Source organism: Streptococcus hyointestinalis, assembly GCF_011039275.1.
In the GTDB taxonomy this organism is placed as follows: domain Bacteria; phylum Bacillota; class Bacilli; order Lactobacillales; family Streptococcaceae; genus Streptococcus; species Streptococcus hyointestinalis_A.
Genome location: NZ_JAAKGB010000001.1, coordinates 1,713,928 through 1,730,265 on the forward strand (window position 1 = coordinate 1,713,928; position 16,338 = coordinate 1,730,265).

15 protein-coding genes are annotated in these 16,338 nt (G+C 44.4%); 6 read left to right on the forward strand and 9 right to left on the reverse strand.

Annotation, left to right across the window (positions count from 1 at the left end; genetic code table 11):
* Positions 1-62: 62 nt before the first annotated feature.
* The 3 genes from G5B60_RS08520 to G5B60_RS08530 form a co-directional block, all read right to left on the reverse strand.
* Entirely contained in the window at positions 63-1,223 is a 1,161-nt protein-coding gene (locus G5B60_RS08520; RefSeq protein WP_164683622.1) for a MalY/PatB family protein, read from the reverse strand.
* 10 nt (positions 1,224-1,233) lie between these two features.
* Complete coding sequence (locus G5B60_RS08525) at positions 1,234-2,328, reverse strand: cystathionine gamma-synthase (RefSeq protein WP_164683623.1); 1,095 nt, start codon at positions 2,326-2,328, stop codon at positions 1,234-1,236.
* 133 nt (positions 2,329-2,461) lie between these two features.
* On the reverse strand, positions 2,462-4,096 hold the full coding sequence (locus G5B60_RS08530) for a putative polysaccharide biosynthesis protein (protein WP_164683624.1): 1,635 nt from the start codon (positions 4,094-4,096) through the stop codon (positions 2,462-2,464).
* Between the two features lie 95 nt (positions 4,097-4,191).
* On the opposite strand from G5B60_RS08530, the gene G5B60_RS08535 reads away from it, so the two are divergent.
* From G5B60_RS08535 to G5B60_RS08555, 5 genes are all read left to right on the forward strand, one after another.
* Complete coding sequence (locus tag G5B60_RS08535) at positions 4,192-5,640, forward strand: UDP-N-acetylmuramoyl-L-alanyl-D-glutamate--L-lysine ligase (RefSeq protein ID WP_164683625.1); 1,449 nt, start codon at positions 4,192-4,194, stop codon at positions 5,638-5,640.
* 129 nt (positions 5,641-5,769) lie between these two features.
* Positions 5,770-6,552: an ABC transporter ATP-binding protein gene (locus tag G5B60_RS08540; protein WP_164683626.1), complete on the forward strand. Its 783-nt coding sequence runs from the start codon at positions 5,770-5,772 to the stop codon at positions 6,550-6,552.
* Between the two features lie 18 nt (positions 6,553-6,570).
* Positions 6,571-7,512, forward strand: a complete 942-nt coding sequence (locus G5B60_RS08545; RefSeq protein WP_164683627.1) for an ABC transporter substrate-binding protein — start codon at positions 6,571-6,573, stop codon at positions 7,510-7,512.
* A gap of 10 nt (positions 7,513-7,522) precedes the next feature.
* A complete protein-coding gene (locus G5B60_RS08550; RefSeq protein ID WP_164683628.1) occupies positions 7,523-8,542 on the forward strand; it encodes a FecCD family ABC transporter permease in 1,020 nt (339 codons plus the stop codon).
* Positions 8,539-9,549: a FecCD family ABC transporter permease gene (locus tag G5B60_RS08555; protein ID WP_164683629.1), complete on the forward strand. Its 1,011-nt coding sequence runs from the start codon at positions 8,539-8,541 to the stop codon at positions 9,547-9,549. The genes G5B60_RS08550 and G5B60_RS08555 overlap by 4 nt, the downstream gene beginning before the upstream one ends.
* Before the next feature lie 20 nt (positions 9,550-9,569).
* Here the strand turns inward: G5B60_RS08555 and G5B60_RS08560 are convergent, their stop codons facing one another.
* From G5B60_RS08560 to G5B60_RS08580, 5 genes are all read right to left on the reverse strand, one after another.
* Positions 9,570-10,226, reverse strand: a complete 657-nt coding sequence (locus G5B60_RS08560; RefSeq protein ID WP_164683630.1) for a DUF1803 domain-containing protein — start codon at positions 10,224-10,226, stop codon at positions 9,570-9,572.
* Between the two features lie 85 nt (positions 10,227-10,311).
* The gene (locus G5B60_RS08565) at positions 10,312-11,247 is read right to left on the reverse strand and encodes a manganese-dependent inorganic pyrophosphatase (RefSeq protein WP_164683631.1); all 936 of its coding nucleotides are present in this window, start codon (positions 11,245-11,247) and stop codon (positions 10,312-10,314) included.
* Positions 11,248-11,323: 76 nt separating this feature from the next.
* Positions 11,324-12,073 carry a DUF975 family protein gene (locus G5B60_RS08570; RefSeq protein ID WP_164683632.1) on the reverse strand — a complete coding sequence of 250 codons (750 nt, stop codon included), beginning with the start codon at positions 12,071-12,073 and terminating at the stop codon, positions 11,324-11,326.
* 111 nt (positions 12,074-12,184) lie between these two features.
* Entirely contained in the window at positions 12,185-12,973 is a 789-nt protein-coding gene (gene pflA / locus G5B60_RS08575; RefSeq protein WP_164683633.1) for a pyruvate formate-lyase-activating protein, read from the reverse strand.
* Between the two features lie 79 nt (positions 12,974-13,052).
* Positions 13,053-14,387 carry a hemolysin family protein gene (locus G5B60_RS08580; RefSeq protein WP_164683634.1) on the reverse strand — a complete coding sequence of 445 codons (1,335 nt, stop codon included), beginning with the start codon at positions 14,385-14,387 and terminating at the stop codon, positions 13,053-13,055.
* A gap of 121 nt (positions 14,388-14,508) precedes the next feature.
* Between G5B60_RS08580 and G5B60_RS08585 the strand changes: the two genes are divergently transcribed.
* Entirely contained in the window at positions 14,509-15,291 is a 783-nt protein-coding gene (locus G5B60_RS08585; protein WP_164683635.1) for an ABC transporter ATP-binding protein, read from the forward strand.
* 21 nt (positions 15,292-15,312) lie between these two features.
* Here G5B60_RS08585 and G5B60_RS08590 read toward each other — a convergent pair whose 3' ends face one another.
* Complete coding sequence (locus G5B60_RS08590; RefSeq protein ID WP_164683636.1) at positions 15,313-16,320, reverse strand: lipocalin family protein; 1,008 nt, start codon at positions 16,318-16,320, stop codon at positions 15,313-15,315.
* Positions 16,321-16,338 lie beyond the last annotated feature (18 nt).

The following is a 16,338-nucleotide window of genomic DNA, read 5'->3' on the forward strand; positions in this document are numbered from 1 at the left end:
TGTCAAGTGATTCTTAACGCTTTCTTAAACTTTTTGTCATCTGATAGAGATAAAACCGAACATTACACTCCAAAAACGGCAACTAGGCGACCAAGCGCTTCTGTGATGAGCGATTTTGGCGCGGCTGCATTGAGTCTGAAGTGTTTGTCTCCTTCTGCGCCAAAGCTGAGTCCATCGTTTAGAACCAGCTTTGCTTCTTTGCGGATTTTATCCTTGAGCTCTTCATGTGGTAGCCCATAGGCTGAGAAATCCAGCCAAACCAGATAGGTTCCCTCTGGCTTCATGACCTTGATGGCTGTTTTTTGACTGAGGGTAGTGACAACCTCGTTGATATTGTCCTCAAGGACAGGTTTTAGCGCTTCTAGCCATGCTCCTCCTTTGGTGTAGGCGACCTCTGTAGCGATGAGCCCGAGAGTTGAGACCTCGTGTTGGTTGTTGACCAACTGTTGTTGGCTAAAGGCTCTGCGTAGTTTTGGATTTTCTATAATGGCAAAGCTGTTTTTGGTGCCTGCGATGTTAAAGGTCTTGGTCGCACTGGTCAGAACAAGGCTAAAATCCTTAAAACTTGGGTTAATTGTATTGATACTGTGGTGTTTATTGCCATAAAGAGTCAGGTCTTGATGAATCTCATCTGACACCAAAATAACACCATGTTTTTGACAGAGCTGTCCGATTTTTTGCAGTTCTTCTTTTGACCAGACACGACCACCAGGATTGTGGGGATTGCAGAGGACATAGACCTTGACCTCATTGTCCACAATGTCCTTTTCCAGCTGTTCAAAGTCAATCTCAAAGCGCCCATTACGCTCGACAAGGGAATTGCTGATGAGACGGCGTTTATTGAGCTTTACCGTTCGTGCAAAAGGTGGGTAGACAGGACTGTTGATAAGCACCGCTTCTCCCTCTTTTGAAAAAGCCTGAATAGCGACACTGATAGCTGGCACAACGCCTGAAATAAAGAGAATGGCTTCTTTATCAAAAACATAGCCGTGCTGCTTTTCTTCCCAGTCTAGAACAGCTTGATAGAGGCTGTCCTTGGGAGCGTCGTAGCCAAAGACTTGGCTTTTAGCAAAGTCTTCAAGCGCAGCTGTCATTTCTGGAAAAACGACAAAATCCATATCTGCTATCCAAAGAGGCAAGACCTCCTTATCTTTTTGTGTTTCTTGCCATTTGTAGGCATTGCTTGCAAAACGCTCTGGTAGCGTCGTAAAATCATATCCCATATCGTCCTCCTTAGGCTTCAAAAGCTAAGCGCAAATCCTCAATCAAATCATTAACATCCTCAATACCGATCGATAAACGCAGCAGGTCATCGGTCAAGCCGTAAGACAAGCGCACCTCACGAGGAATATCCGCATGGGTCTGTGTCGCCGGATAAGTGATGAGACTCTCCACACCCCCGAGACTCTCTGCAAAGGTAAAGACCTCAAGGTGATTTAAAATAGTCGGAATCTTGTCTTGATTGTTCACTTTGAAGGAAACCATACCGCCCTTGCCTGTATAGAGCACTTCCTTTACAGCTGGGTGTTCTTGCAGGAAGGCAACGATAGCTTGAGCGTTTTGTGTTGAGCGCTCCATGCGTAGCTTCAGCGTTTTGAGGCCTCGCATGAGCAGGTAGGAGTCAAACGGCGACAAGGTTGGTCCTGTTGTGTTGGCATTGTAAAAGAGCTTTTCGTAAAGACTATCGTCATCCGTCACGACAACGCCAGCTAAAACATCATTGTGCCCTGAGAGGTACTTGGTCGCTGAGTGGATGACAATGTCTGCACCAAGCGTGATAGGATTTTGATAGATAGGACTATAAAAGGTATTGTCCACAAGGACTTTAGCACCAACAGCGTGTGCTTTTTGAGCAACTGCAGCAATATCAAATTCAATCATCAAAGGATTGGTCGGTGTCTCGATAAAGACAATATCCGTCTCTTCTGTGATGGCTGCTAGCATGTCCTCTTGTGTATTGGTATAAGTAAAAGAAAAGCGTCCTTCTGCTTCTTTTTGATTGAACCAACGAAAAGAACCGCCGTACAAATCACGTGCTGCCACCACTTTTGAGCCAACTGGGAAAATCTCCATAGCAAGCACCAAGGCACTCATGCCTGAGCTTGTCGCTAGGGCATAGGAAGCTTTTTCAATAGCTGCCAAAGTCTTTTCTAAGGTCGAGCGGGTTGGGTTTTTGGTGCGGGTATAGTCGTATCCCGTTGATTGCCCAAACTCTGGGTGTTGATAGGTCGTTGAAAAATGTATGGGAGCGGTCAAAGCGCCTGTTGCTTCATCTGAGTTTATCCCTGCATGCGCTAAAATCGTATCAATTCCTTGTTCTCTAACCATTATAGTCTCCTCCTATATCTGTTTGCCCTCTATTGTACCACGATTTTTCTTAGTCTTATAGAGGGTTTTACATTGTCATTTTTCATATTTAGCTATAGTTTAAGACTATAAAAAAGAGGAAGTCCTTCCTCTTTTAGTAAATATGAAATTTTTGACGTAAAATGTCAGCTCGACTGCCGATGACCTTGTCTAAGAGACGTGTCAATAAGGCTAGGCTACCATAAACAGCCACGCCAATAAAGCCAATCACCACTAGGTAGACAAAGCTGGTAGCACGCCCGCCCTCTGGCAGGATAAATCCTAGCAGCCAGTAAGCAATCCAGACCGCAACTCCCATGATAGCTGTCAAGATACAAACGAGAAGTGTTGACTTCTTGACCGCCTCACGATTGAAGTGGGTGATGGCATGAATCTCACGATACATCAAGACAATAGGGACGATAAGCCCAATCGCAGTTGACAACAACGGTCCATAAGCCTGAAAGACATAGATAAATGGAATCTGAATAATCAGCTTAATCACCATACCGTAGACAAAGTATTTGATGGCTTTTTTATTTTGAAACAGGGCTTGTAGCATTGGCGCTAAAATCGTGTAAATAGCTAAAATAATGACCTGCAAAAGCGACACGACAAACAAGCCAAGAGCCTGCCCTTGTGGCACGCCATAAAAGACCGTGTAGAGCGGTTTTGCTAAAATCGTCGCTCCGATAACCGCTGGGATGATAAATATCATCAGCATGCGGATGTTGTTGATAACCAGCCTTGCAGCAGCAACTCTATCTTTTTTGACATAGTTTTCTGTTAGAAGCGCAATCCCCACACCACCAATAGAGCTTGCAACGGCAATCAAAATCATAGTGACCTTACTTGGGTTACTTGAGAAGTAAGAAAAGAGCACTTGCAACTCGGTGTTTGAGTAGTCGGTAAACCAAGCCATGGCATTTCCAAAAGTGAACTGGTCAATAATCTTAAAGACCTGAATGGCTGAACCTGTGATGATAAAAGGAATCGCCTCACGCACCGTCTCGATGACAAGAGCATTGGTATCAATGACTAAGTGGCTGGTTGAGCTTTTGCCAAAGATAAGCCCAAGTGAGCCGTCTTTCCATAAAAAATACACCAAGACAGCGATACTAGCAAACATACCGACAAAGGCAGCAAAGGTAGACTGCGTCACCGCACTGACATAATCGCCTGAGCCGAATTTCATGATGTAAAAAGCAGTGACTAACATCCAGATGACACGCACAATCTGCTCAGCAATCTGACTCATAGCCCCAGGTTTTAAGTTATTATACCCTTGAAAATACCCCCGCAGGACACTCATGGATGGAAAGACCAGAACCGCCAAGGTCAAACTCCTCAGCACCCGCACCAAATCCTCTCCGCCGTGACTGAGCGAAGCAAAAAACGGTGCTCCGATATACATGATAGCTGCAAAGATAGCTCCTAGAAGCGCCATGATGTGGAGGATTTTTTTGACCATGTAAATGCTGGTCTCAGACTGCCCCAAGGTATTGTACTTAGAGACGAGTTTTGCGACAGCAACAGGTATCCCGACGGTTGAGATGGATAAAAACATGGCGTAAATCTCATAGCCCATTCCAAAGAGGGCATTGGCTTCGGCACCGTTTTTTCCCATCCAAGCGTACCAAGGGATAATGTAGAGAGCCCCGATAAGACGACTAATAAAGTTTCCAGCTGTGGACCAAGCAGTCCCACGCACCATTGTCTCTTGTTGAGATAGTTTTCTAGTTTCTGACATAGTTTTCTTTCTATAAAAAGTTTGAATTTCCTAAAGTTATTATAAACTTTTGCACAAGACTTGTAAAACGAGAACATTAAGTCTAAAATAGACTTATGATTACTATAGCAGATATTTTAGAGATTTTAAAAAAAGACCAGAATTTTCGAGATATTGTCCTAAATGACACCTATCACTACGACTGGTCAGAAGACAAAACCTTTCAAAAGCTCTCTTATGACAGCAGAGATGTCGATAGCGAGACCCTCTTTTTTGTCAAGGGGGCAAACTTTAAACCAGAATACCTAGAAAAGGCAGTGGCTGCTGACTTAGGCTACTATGTCGCTGAAAAAGACTATCAGGTCGGTATTCCAGCTATCCTTGTCAATGATGTCAGACAAGCCATGAGCCTTATCGCTAAAGCCTTTTATGGCAATCCTCAAGATGACCTCGCCATCATCGCCTTCACAGGGACAAAGGGAAAGACAACAGCCGCTTACTTTGCTTACAATATCCTAGCTGAACATCACAAGCCTGCGCTTCTTTCAACCATGAACACCACACTCGATGGAAAGACCTTTTTTAAGTCTCAGCTAACCACACCTGAGAGCTTGGACCTTTTTGCCATGATGGCACAGGCACGTGACAACGGCAGAACGCACCTGGTCATGGAAGTGTCTAGTCAGGCTTATCTCATGAAGCGGGTTTACGGCTTGACCTTTGATGTCGGTGTCTTTCTCAACATCAGCCCCGACCACATCGGACCGATTGAGCACCCTAGCTTTGAGGATTATTTCTACCACAAGCGTCTTTTAATGGACAATAGCAGAGCTGTTGTAGTCAATAGCGACATGGAGCACTTCGCTGTCGTTGCTGAGCAAGTCGCTAACAAACCACATGACTTTTACGGAAGTCAAAGTGATAACCGTATCACAAATTCTAAAGCCTTCAGCTTTAGCTTGACGGGTACATGTGCAGGGGACTACAGTATCCAGCTCATCGGGCATTTTAACCAAGAAAATGCTACCGCAGCGGCGCTCGCTTGCCACAAGCTTGGGATTGCACTTGAAGACATTCAAGCGGGGATTGCTAAAACCAGCGTGCCTGGGCGCATGGAGGTCTTGACCCAGAAAAATGGAGCCAAGGTCTTTATCGACTATGCGCATAACGGTGACAGCCTTGAGAAACTCCTATCCGTTGTTGAGCCTCATCAATCTGGTAATATCACGCTGATTATCGGGGCGACAGGTAATAAAGGCGAGAGCAGACGTAAGGACTTTGGCAAGGTCATCAGCCAACACCCTCGTATCTCTCCTATCCTCACCGCTGACGACCCAAACTTTGAGGATCCAAATGCTATCTGTGCTGAAATTGCTGAGCATATCAATCGCCCAGCCACGATTATTGTCGATCGAGCACTAGCTATCAAAACAGCGCTCGCTAAGACCAAAACTAGTGATGACGCTGTCATTATCGCTGGAAAAGGCGCTGACGCTTTCCAATTAGTAAACGGTGAGCGCACAGCATACGAGGGCGATAGAGCTATCGCCAGCCAGTATCTGTAAACAGCTTATTTTAAACGATTCCAATATACACGAAACCCTTAAAAGAGACTTAAATAAGTCTCTTTTCTATGTTATAATGAGGTATCACTGTGCTTAGCGCAGTTACAGTCAAACAGAAAGGAGGTCAGTATGTCACAGATTTCAGCTGAACATATCTCGGTTGCTTATGAGGATAAGGTCATTTTAGAGGATTTATCCCTTGATTTGCTTGACGGCAATATCACGACTATCATCGGCAGCAACGGTTGTGGCAAGTCGACGCTTTTAAAGGCACTGACTCGCATTCAAGCGATTAAGAATGGACAGATTTTGATTGATGGGGAGGCTATCGCAAAACTCTCCACCAAGGAAGTCGCCAAGAAAATCGCTCTCTTGCCACAGGTGCTAGAAGCAACGGAAGGTATTTCAGTGTATGAATTGGTCTCTTATGGGCGCTTTCCGCACCAAAAGTATCTGGGCAACTTGACCAGCTTTGACCGTGATAAGATTCACTGGGCGATGGAAGTGACCAAGGTCACGCCTTACGCCAACCTCGATGTGGATAGCTTATCTGGTGGGCAACGCCAGCGTGTCTGGATTGCTATGGCTCTTGCTCAAGACACAGATACGATTTTTTTAGACGAGCCTACGACTTATCTGGATATGAATCACCAACTGGAAATCCTAGAGCTCCTCTATCGCCTCAATCAGGAAAACCATAAGACCATCATCATGGTTCTGCATGATTTGAACCTTGCTGCACGCTTTTCCGATTGTCTCATCGCTATGAAAGACGGCAAAATCAAGTACCAAGGAAGTGCAGAAGAAATTATGAAAGATGCTATTCTAAAAGACATCTTTCATATCAAGGCGCAAATCGTCACAGACCCTATCTTTAATCGTCCTACGCTACTGTCTTATCAGTTATTATAGATTTTACGGAGAAACCCTATGAAAAAAATCGCCTCATGGCTCACACTATTACTAGCTGCACTTGTCTTAGTCGCTTGTGGCAATCAAAGTAAAACAAGTACAAACTCTAGCGAAATCTCTAGCATGCCAAAGATTTCTGGCTTTACCTATCACGGAGATATTCCTAAAAATCCTAAAAAAGTCGTCAACTTCGCCTACTCCTACACTGGCTATCTCCTAGAACTTGGTGTCAATGTCAACAGCTATTCGCTGGATTTGGAAAAAAATAGCCCTGTCTTTGGAGATGACCTCAAAAAAGCAAAAGCCGTTCAACTCACTTCAGACGACACCGAAGCTATCGCTGCGCAAGAACCTGACTTGATTATCGCTTTTTCAACAGACCAAAACCTTGAATCCCTCAAAAAAATCGCTCCTGTCCTTGAAATCAAGTACGGCGAGCGCAACTATTTGCAAATGCTAACAGACCTTGGAAAAGTCTTTGGCAAAGAAGATAAAGCTAAGGCTTGGCTCGCTCAGTGGAAAAAATCTGTCGCTAAAGCCAAAAAAGAACTGGCTAACTACATCTCACCAACGTCAACCTTTACCGTCATGGACTTTTACGACAAGAGTCTCTACCTATACAGTAACAACTGGGGACGTGGGGGAGAATTGATTTACGACGCCCTTGGCTATCAAGCTCCTGAAAAGGTCAAAGAAGATGTCTTTAAGCCAGGCTGGCTTGGCATTTCACAAGAAGTCATCGGAGACTACATCGGCGACTATGCTCTTTTAAATGTCGACAGCAAAACCAGCCAAGCAGCTGCTAGTCTAAAAGAAAGCGACGTCTGGAAAAATATCCCTGCTGTCAAGGCTGGGCATGTCTTAGAGGTATCTGAGGGCACTTTCTACTTCTCAGACCCACTATCTCTTGACGCTCAATTAAAAGCCTTTGTGTCTGCTATCAAGAAAATGGACAAGTAGAGGACTTTCTATGACGACATCACCTTTGCGTCAAAAAACAAAGCCAAATCACCTTTGGCTTGTTTTTTTCATCACGCTCATTCTTTTTCTCTTTGGCTGGTACGCTAGCTTACGCTTTGGCGCTGTCTCTTACAGCAATCAGACTTTGCTAGAGGTGGCAAAACATCCGCTGACAAACTCTAGTGCGCAAGATGTCATCTTTGATTTGCGTTTACCACGCTCTCTTGCTGCCATTCTCGTTGGCGCTAGTATGGCGCAGGCAGGCGCCATCATCCAAGGCGTCACACGTAATCCCATCGCTGACCCTGGGCTTTTAGGCATCAATGCTGGCGCTGGGCTGGCTTTGATTTTAGCCTATGCTATCTTTGGCAGCCTACACTACACCAGCATTTTACTGGTCTGCCTTATGGGGTCACTCCTTGCTGCTCTCTTGGTTTTTGGGCTTTCCTACCACAGACAAAGAGGCTACAGCCAGCTGCGCCTTATCCTTGCAGGGGCTATGGTGTCCACACTCTTTTCAGCAATTGGACAAGCCATCACGCTTTATTTTGACCTCTCGACGACCATTATCGGCTGGCAAGCTGGTGGACTGGCACAGACCAACTGGAAAATGCTTGCCATCATTGCTCCTATTCTCATCATTGGGTTACTGCTTGCTCAAGTTCTTAGTCATCAACTGACCATCCTCAGCCTCAATGAAACGGTCGCAAAAGCTCTGGGACAGCGCACTCTTTTGACGACCATCTCCCTTTTAGCTGTTGTGTTGATACTGTCTAGCGGAGCCGTGGCTTTGATAGGTACCATTTCTTTTGTGGGGCTCATCATCCCACACTTTGTCCGACTGTTTGTAGGCAAGAACTACAAACTGCTTCTGCCGCTGACAGCTTTTCTAGGTGCGACCTTTATGCTCTGGGTGGATGTGATTGCTAGAGTCATCCATCCGCCAGCTGAGACGCCAATCAGTGCTATCATCAGCCTTGTTGGTTTGCCTTGCTTCTTGTGGTTGATTAGAAAGGGGAAAAGTCTATGATGACACGTCAAAGGCTCATCACGTCCTATCTTGTTTTGACAGGTCTTTTGGGGCTTTCTATTCTCCTATCGCTGTCTATGGGTTATGCGAGATCATCTTTTCTTGATGTGATTGACCTTATCCTAGGGCAATCCAGCTCTGCCATGACCTTTATCATGACCACCATCCGTCTACCAAGGATTATCGCCTGTCTCTTTGGCGGCGCTTCTCTTGCACTTGCTGGCATGCTGCTGCAGACACTGACTAAAAATCCTCTGGCTGACTCTGGTATCCTAGGCATCAATACAGGCGCTGGCTTTATGATTGCTCTTGTGATTGGCTATCTGGATATCACTAGCGCAAGCGCCATTAGTTTGCTTCCTTTTATGGCTATGCTTGGCGGGATTGCTACCATTGCTACTGTCTATCTCATGGCAAGAAAGAAAAATCATGGCATAAGCCCCACTCGTTTGATTGTCACAGGCGTTGGTGTGTCAACCATGCTCTCTGGTGTCATGGTCTCTATCACAAGCACCCTCTCCCCTGACAAGATGGACTATATCATCTCTTTTCTTAGTGGTAAGGTGAGTGGAGCTACTTGGGAAAATATCGCTCTCTTTGCGCCTATCTTTGTCCTTTTATGGCTCATCACTTATAGCCGTAGTCGCTATCTCAACATCATGGCGCTCAATGAACAGACAGCTCTTGCCCTAGGGCTTGACCTCAAGCGTGAACGCTTGATAACCATCATCCTATCCACAGCCCTTGCTGCGCTTAGCGTGGTCATGATTGGCAATATCACCTTTGTCGGCTTGGTATCTGGACATATCACACGGCGCTTTATAGGCGGTGACCACCGTGTCATCTTGCCTTTTGGTATGATGACTGGCATGATACTTCTTCTCGTTGCAGACACTATCGGACGTGTGCTTTTAGTTGGTTCTGGCATTCCGACAGGGCTTGTCGTCTCTTGTATCGGCGCCCCTTACTTTTTATGGCTCATGTCAAAAACAAAGGAAAATAGCTAGGACACAAGTCCCAGCTATTTTTATTCATAAGTTATCACTTCTAGGCTATCCTTGTCAATAGCAACACAGGACTGATAGGTCACCTCGTCCACCTGTTTGATGTAGCCAAGTAGAACGAGAGCCTGCACAAAAATATCAGGACGCTTTTGCTTGACCAGCTCTTTACGGGTAAACTTTAAGAGAAAAGTAGTCATGTACTTGAGAGCGTACTCGGGATTGACATCACCGAGTAGGGCATAGAGTTCTTCTTGCTGCTCAGACAAGGCATAGCCATGCGCCAGCTTGTAAAAGAAATTGGACAGCGTCAAGCTATCTCGACAAAAGTCCGTCTGCTCAATAATGACAAGACCGTTGGTCTGATTGGACAATTTAGTGGTGTAAGCTCGTTCTTGCAAGTCATAAGCAATCTTTGACGTCGTCTCAATAAAAACCATCTCATCTAGCTGTGGCAGCTCATCTGTCTCTAGTGGCGAAAAGGCAAGCGCATAGCGTTTGTTCCTACGAGTGATGTAGCCAGCCTGCACATAGGTTTCAATCGCTTTATCGATATGCTTGACATCTAAAAACGCCTTTTTTATCTGACGAAGGGTCACATCCTCATGTGTGTACAAGTAGTTGACAAGGTCCTTAAAAAAAGCATGCCCCGTCACTTTATCAGGGTTAATAACAGTAATCATACCTTTCATTATAGCACTAGAGAGCCTCTTTTTCTATGGAAAATCACAAAAAGACTTTGAGTGTACTCAAAGTCTTTTTAGTTAATTAAGCGTTGAAGCTTTCTGTTAATTGTGGGACAACTTGTTTCTTACGAGAGACAGCACCTTCTAGGAAAGCGTGGTTGTTTTCTAGGACAAAGTCAAAGGCTGCTTCAACCTTGTCTGTGTTGCTACCAAGTGCCAAGATTTCAGAGTTTGAGTTGATGATGTCTGTAATCATCAAGACAAAGTCTGAGTAGCCATTGTCTGCTTGTGCTTTTTGGATAGCGGCTTCAATCTCTGCTTGACGTTCCAACACTTCAGCGATATCAACAGTGTTGACCTGTGCGACACGCACTTGGTTGCCGTTAAGCTCAAAGGTTTTAGCGTCGATGTCAATCAATTCCTCAGCAGATTTGCTGGCAAGATTTGTTCCTGCTTTGAGCATAGCAAGACCATACTCTTCTAAGTTGACACCTGCGATAGCTGCCAATTCTTTTGCGACTTGATGGTCTGTTTCGTGTGTTGTTGGAGATTTCAAAAGAAGTGTATCTGAAATCAAACCTGAAAGCATGAGACCAGCCAAAGCTTTAGGCACTTCAACATTGCTTTCTTTGAACATGCGGTAAACAATAGATGACGCTGAACCAACTGGCTCTAAGCGCATGTAAAGCGGACTAGCGGTTTCAAAGTTCGCCACACGGTGGTGGTCAACCACACCGTAAACAGTCAGGTCAGCAATATCAGAGATAGACTGTTGGAACTCATTGTGGTCTGTCAAGATAACAGTGTCCACACCCTCTTCCTTAGCAGATGTGACAACGCGTGGCGCTTCCACACCAAAGTAGTCTAGCACAAAAGCTGTTTCTTCATTTGGTGTGCCAAGTGCCACTGCTTCTGTGTCTAAGCCGTAAGCTTCTTTTGCCAAGTAAGCAAAGGCAAGAGATGAACCAATCGCATCAGAATCTGGATTTTGATGACCAAAGACAAAAATTTTAGACATAGTTTTACCTCTTTATATCGTTTCCTTTATTGTAACAAAAATAAGGGCACTAAACAAGTTAGAGTGCCCTATTCTATTAGTCAATAACTGTAGCAGATTCACATAAATCCTTGTGGTAAAGAGCTAGAGTCATATTGTAATATGGCACTAGCCAGATGAGTCCAATCCCAAAGCTAAGCATTGAGAGAAGAAGCCAGCCGATAAAACTCAATTGCAAGACAAAGTAGTCTAGTTTATTGCCGTCCATGAGTTTGCGGCTTTCTGTGATGATTTCACCTGACGTCAGCACATCTCCTTTTTGTCGGTAAATGTAAGCTGTCTGTGAGTAAGCGAGGGTCTTAACAAAACTGATGATAGGACCGACAACTGGAATAAGTCCCCACAACCAAACATAGAGCACCTGCTTAAGAGATAGAACAAAAACTTTCCAAAAGTCCTTGGCGCTGAAATAGCGAAAAGCCTTCGCAAAACCAGCGTCACTGGCATCTCCTGTCTTGACCCAGTCAAGGTCACTTGCTGCAATACCAATCGTCACGATATTTGTCGCAAACGAGATGAGGATAGAAAGAACAAATATAATAATGCCTAAAATAATCCCTCCAAGAATGAGACCAATATCACTGACCCCTGTCGTGTCTGTGTAGGTATCTTGAAGTAGCCCTAGACCAACCAATGGCAACAAAACTGGGAAAATAGCCATCCACGACACAACACTAACCAATACGTTGACGATAAGATAGGGAATCGTATTGAGACTAATCCCTGACCACCAATTACCACGCAGCAAATCCTTAGCTTCTGCTTTTAAACTCTCTCTTGTTCTCATGATAAACTCCTTTTTCGATTTCTTTTAGAGTATTATACCATTATTGTACTAGGTTTACAATACATACGAGTTTTTTTTCACAAAAAAACCAGCATTATTTTGCTGGTTGTCTTAGCCATGAATACGTTTGAGATAGTCTGTGTAGCGTTCTGTTTTCATAAGCTCTTTAGCATGCTTGACACGGGCTGGAGTTGGTGGCTTGACCCCCTCAAGCGGATAAGGAATGCCCAGCTCACGCCATTTGAACTCACCCATAGTGTGGTAAGGCAAAATTTCAAACTTTTGTACGTTTTTGAGGGTAGCTACAAACTCACCTAGCTTTTCCAAGTCCTCATCAATGTCAGTCAGCCCTGGGACAAGCACATGACGAATCCAGACAGGCACTCCCTTGTCTGAGAGGTACCTCGCACACTCTAGGATATTTTTATTAGTGTGCTTAGTGACAAACTTGTGCTGTTCATCACAGATTTCCTTGATGTCAAGAAGTACCAAATCCGTCACCTCAAGCAGGCGGTCAAACACTTCTAGATATTCTGGCGTGTTTTTAAAAGGCATAGCACAAGTATCTAACGTGCAATGAATGCCTAATTTCTTAGCTTCTGTAAAGAGGGCTGTGACAAAGTCGATCTGCAGCAGCGCCTCACCACCAGAGACCGTTATTCCTCCGTTATCACCCCAGAAGTGCTTGTAGCGAAGCGCTTCAGCTAGCACATCCTCAACCGTGCGCTCACGAGAGTTGTTGGTCTCCATTGCCCAAGTATCAGGGTTGTGGCAATATTGGCAGCGCATCTTGCAGCCCTGCATAAAGACAATAAAGCGAATACCTGGACCATCAACAGAGCCAAAACTTTCCGTTGAGTGAATCATTCCTGTCACTTTTTTATAATCTATCGTTTCCATACTGGTAGTCGCCTCCTATGTAACCGTTTCATCTTATTCTTATTATATCACGTTCCATGAAAAAAAGACTAGATTTTGCCTAGTCTTTTTCTGCCTCGGGTTCTATATCAGTCATATAGAGTCTGAGTTTTGTCACACGACCGTCACGCACCTTATCGTTAGTTAACTCGAGGTGCTTGTCTTTACTATCAAGGCTGTAGGTTTGCTTATCTTCTTGGCTTGGGATACTGCCGACACCCGTTAGGTAAAAACCTGCGATGGTATCCACATCATCACTCTCCAAGTCCGTCTCGAAGTAATCGTTAAACTCATTGATCGTCATGGTACCTACGACAATATAAGTGTTGTCTGCGATTTCGTGGACAAACTGCTCGGACTTGTCCGTCTCATCGTCAATCTCACCGACAATCTCCTCAAGCAGGTCCTCAAGTGTCACAAGCCCTGCCATACCACCGTACTCATCCAGCAAAATCGCCATCTGATTTTGCGTTTTTCGCAATTCTCTTAGCAAATCATCGACAAAAATCGTCTCAGGAACAAACAGCGGTTCTTGCAAAATCTTACGCAGATTGAGCTTGTCGAATCCCTCTTCAAAGCCTGCCTTTAAGAGACGTTTGGTGTGCAAGACACCGATAACCCTGTCCTTATCATCATCATAAACAGGAATACGTGAGAAACTCTGACGCAGGATGTCCTTGATATTGGTCTGTGTATCGTCATTGATATTGACCATAAAGGCGTCGGTACGAGGCACCATGACCTCACGAGCCATCAACTCATCAAGCGAGAACACCCCTTGAAGCATCTCGATTTCCTCAGCGTCAAGCGTCTCCTCGCTGTTTGTCAGCATGTATTCGATTTCATCACGTGTCATTTTCTCATCAGCATCATCCAAAGTCATGGGTGTTATGCGACTGAGAAGGTTGGTGGAAGCTGAGAGCAACCACACGAAAGGACGCATGATTAAGCCTAGTCCACTAATAACGGGAGCGGTAACAACTGCTAGGCTGTCTTTTAGATTAAGCGCAATACGCTTAGGGTACAATTCACCAAAAACGATAGACACATAGGTCAAAAAGACCAGTGACAAAACGCTTCCTGCTGTTTTTGCCCAAGCGTAACCACCAAACCAACCTGCAATTACCTCACCCAGACTAGCCGACAAGCTAGCCCCAGAAAGCAAGCTGATAAAGGTAATACCAACCTGAATGGTTGATAAGAAATTGTTAGGATTATCAAGAACCTTGAGCAGGCGCTGGTATTTCTTGTCGCCTTCTTCTGCTTTTTGCTCGACACGAGAGCGGTTTAATGACACCAAAGACATCTCGGTCGCTGAGAAAAAGCCATTTAAAATGGTCAAGATAATCAGTAAAATAAATTGAAACAGCAGATTCTGACTGCTAGGGTCTTCCATGAAATCTTTTCTCCTAAAATGTAATACCTCCATTATACCACACTTTGCCCCTCTTATGCTATAATAAATACTGTAACATATGTCATCTATTAAGTTTAGGAAATAAAGAGGAGAACAGATAATGGCAGTGATTTCACTTGAGAATGTCAGTTTGAAGCGACAAGGCAAGTTATTGCTCAACAATCTTAATTGGCAGATAGAAAAGGGCGAGATGTGGGCGATTTTAGGACTGAATGGCTCTGGTAAGTCGACACTACTCAAGATGATTATGGCAGAGTATTTTCCATCAAGTGGGAAGATGGAGGTTTTAGGCTATCGCTTTGGGCAGGGAGACATCACTGGAGTGCGCACCAAGATTGGAGTGGTTGGCTCTTTTATCTCGGAGCGTATCGCAGGCAACATGCTCGCTGAAAAGGTCGTCCTAACCGGAAAATACAAGAGCAGTATTCTCTACAAGGCTTATGACGAGAGGGACTTAGAGGAAGCTCGGCAAATGTTGATTGCGCTTGGTGGTAAACATTTGCTTGGGCGTATCTACGCTAGTCTCTCTCAAGGTGAGAAGCAATTGCTTTTAATCGCAAGGAGCCTCATGGAAAATCCAGATATGATTATCCTAGATGAGGCGACGACTGGGCTTGACCTTTTTGCGAGAGAAAAATTGCTCCATCAAGTCGAGCGTATCGCTGATTTACCACACGCACCTACTGTGCTTTACGTGACGCACCACGCCGAGGAAATCACCGCTAAGATGACACACATCCTACTGCTACGTGAAGGAGCTATTGTCGCAAAAGGCAAAAAAGACGACATCCTCACCCCACAAGTCCTAACAGACTTTTACCAAAGCCCAGTTAAGCTCATCCCGCTAGACGACACACGCTTTTTTATCAAGCCTATCATGTAAAAAAGTGCCTGTTGGCACTTTTTAAATCTTAATCAACTCAACGGTTGCACGACCTTCTATAGGCTTACCTTCATAAGTTCCTGTAACGTTTGCTGAGCCTTCATACTTACTGAGTTTATTCATAGAAGAGAGAATTTCCTGCTTTTCAATAATAGGTTCAACATGCAGTTTAGCATCAAAATCGCCAAACTCTAAATCCCATTGAGTGGCATAACGCTGTCCAGAATGCTCAGATGTCCAATGGCGAGTCTCTCCTTCAGCAAATGGTTTGATATTAGTCGAGTGAACTAAACTACCATCTGTTTTTAAAACAGTCATAAAACGTGGTGTATCCGTATCGCCAACACTATCTAGCACACTAATAATATCCCCATTGTCAAGATAAATAGCCATCCAAGACCACTCCGTTGTTAATTTAAAGTTCTGCATTTGCCACTGGCGGTCAAACCAAGAGACTGCATTGTCCCCATCTAGGTCATAGGTTTTACCTTGGACAGTCAAATGACCTGTCGTTTTCATATAAGGCACAGAATATTGATGAATGACCATCCCAAAAAGGTCAAAAACAGCAGACCCACGTGTAAAGACTGGGTAGTGAATAGCCGTAGCTGTCGTGTCAATTTCAAATGCCTCTGTTTTGAGGTAAATCTTCATCTTATCCCAGTCACCAGACATGTGAGCATTTGGCATGTCTAACTCAAAATGATTTGTATCGGCTTTGACATCCTTATCCATATAAATCTCATCTCCTGATGTGTAGTAGCCTGTCGTTTCATTCATGATAGAATAGGCAACCTGCCATTTTTTACCCAATGGCTTAATAGGAATAGGCATCTCCATTGCCATAATATGAAAAAGATAATTGAGCTTTTGCCCTTCCGTCTCAACACGCCCAATAACAAACCAAGAATCTACTGTGTAGCCCGGTTTACGTGGTAAATCACCTGTTAAATCCACTTGAGGTGCAACACCAAGACGAGGCGTTTTGACATTTTCAGTCATGAGATTAGGATTGATATTGTTGTACATAGTATTCCTTCTTTCTAT

What these genes read in the sequence shown, in the direction of transcription:
- G5B60_RS08520 (WP_164683622.1), bottom strand. Translation starts at nt 1,223, where the DNA reads ATGGGATATGATTTTACGACGCTACCAGAGCGTTTTGCAAGCAATGCC.
- G5B60_RS08525 (WP_164683623.1), bottom strand. Translation starts at nt 2,328, where the DNA reads ATGGTTAGAGAACAAGGAATTGATACGATTTTAGCGCATGCAGGGATA.
- G5B60_RS08530 (WP_164683624.1), bottom strand. Translation starts at nt 4,096, where the DNA reads ATGTCAGAAACTAGAAAACTATCTCAACAAGAGACAATGGTGCGTGGG.
- G5B60_RS08535 (WP_164683625.1), top strand. Translation starts at nt 4,192, where the DNA reads ATGATTACTATAGCAGATATTTTAGAGATTTTAAAAAAAGACCAGAAT.
- G5B60_RS08540 (WP_164683626.1), top strand. Translation starts at nt 5,770, where the DNA reads ATGTCACAGATTTCAGCTGAACATATCTCGGTTGCTTATGAGGATAAG.
- G5B60_RS08545 (WP_164683627.1), top strand. Translation starts at nt 6,571, where the DNA reads ATGAAAAAAATCGCCTCATGGCTCACACTATTACTAGCTGCACTTGTC.
- G5B60_RS08550 (WP_164683628.1), top strand. Translation starts at nt 7,523, where the DNA reads ATGACGACATCACCTTTGCGTCAAAAAACAAAGCCAAATCACCTTTGG.
- G5B60_RS08555 (WP_164683629.1), top strand. Translation starts at nt 8,539, where the DNA reads ATGATGACACGTCAAAGGCTCATCACGTCCTATCTTGTTTTGACAGGT.
- G5B60_RS08560 (WP_164683630.1), bottom strand. Translation starts at nt 10,226, where the DNA reads ATGATTACTGTTATTAACCCTGATAAAGTGACGGGGCATGCTTTTTTT.
- G5B60_RS08565 (WP_164683631.1), bottom strand. Translation starts at nt 11,247, where the DNA reads ATGTCTAAAATTTTTGTCTTTGGTCATCAAAATCCAGATTCTGATGCG.
- G5B60_RS08570 (WP_164683632.1), bottom strand. Translation starts at nt 12,073, where the DNA reads ATGAGAACAAGAGAGAGTTTAAAAGCAGAAGCTAAGGATTTGCTGCGT.
- pflA (WP_164683633.1), bottom strand. Translation starts at nt 12,973, where the DNA reads ATGGAAACGATAGATTATAAAAAAGTGACAGGAATGATTCACTCAACG.
- G5B60_RS08580 (WP_164683634.1), bottom strand. Translation starts at nt 14,387, where the DNA reads ATGGAAGACCCTAGCAGTCAGAATCTGCTGTTTCAATTTATTTTACTG.
- G5B60_RS08585 (WP_164683635.1), top strand. Translation starts at nt 14,509, where the DNA reads ATGGCAGTGATTTCACTTGAGAATGTCAGTTTGAAGCGACAAGGCAAG.
- G5B60_RS08590 (WP_164683636.1), bottom strand. Translation starts at nt 16,320, where the DNA reads ATGTACAACAATATCAATCCTAATCTCATGACTGAAAATGTCAAAACG.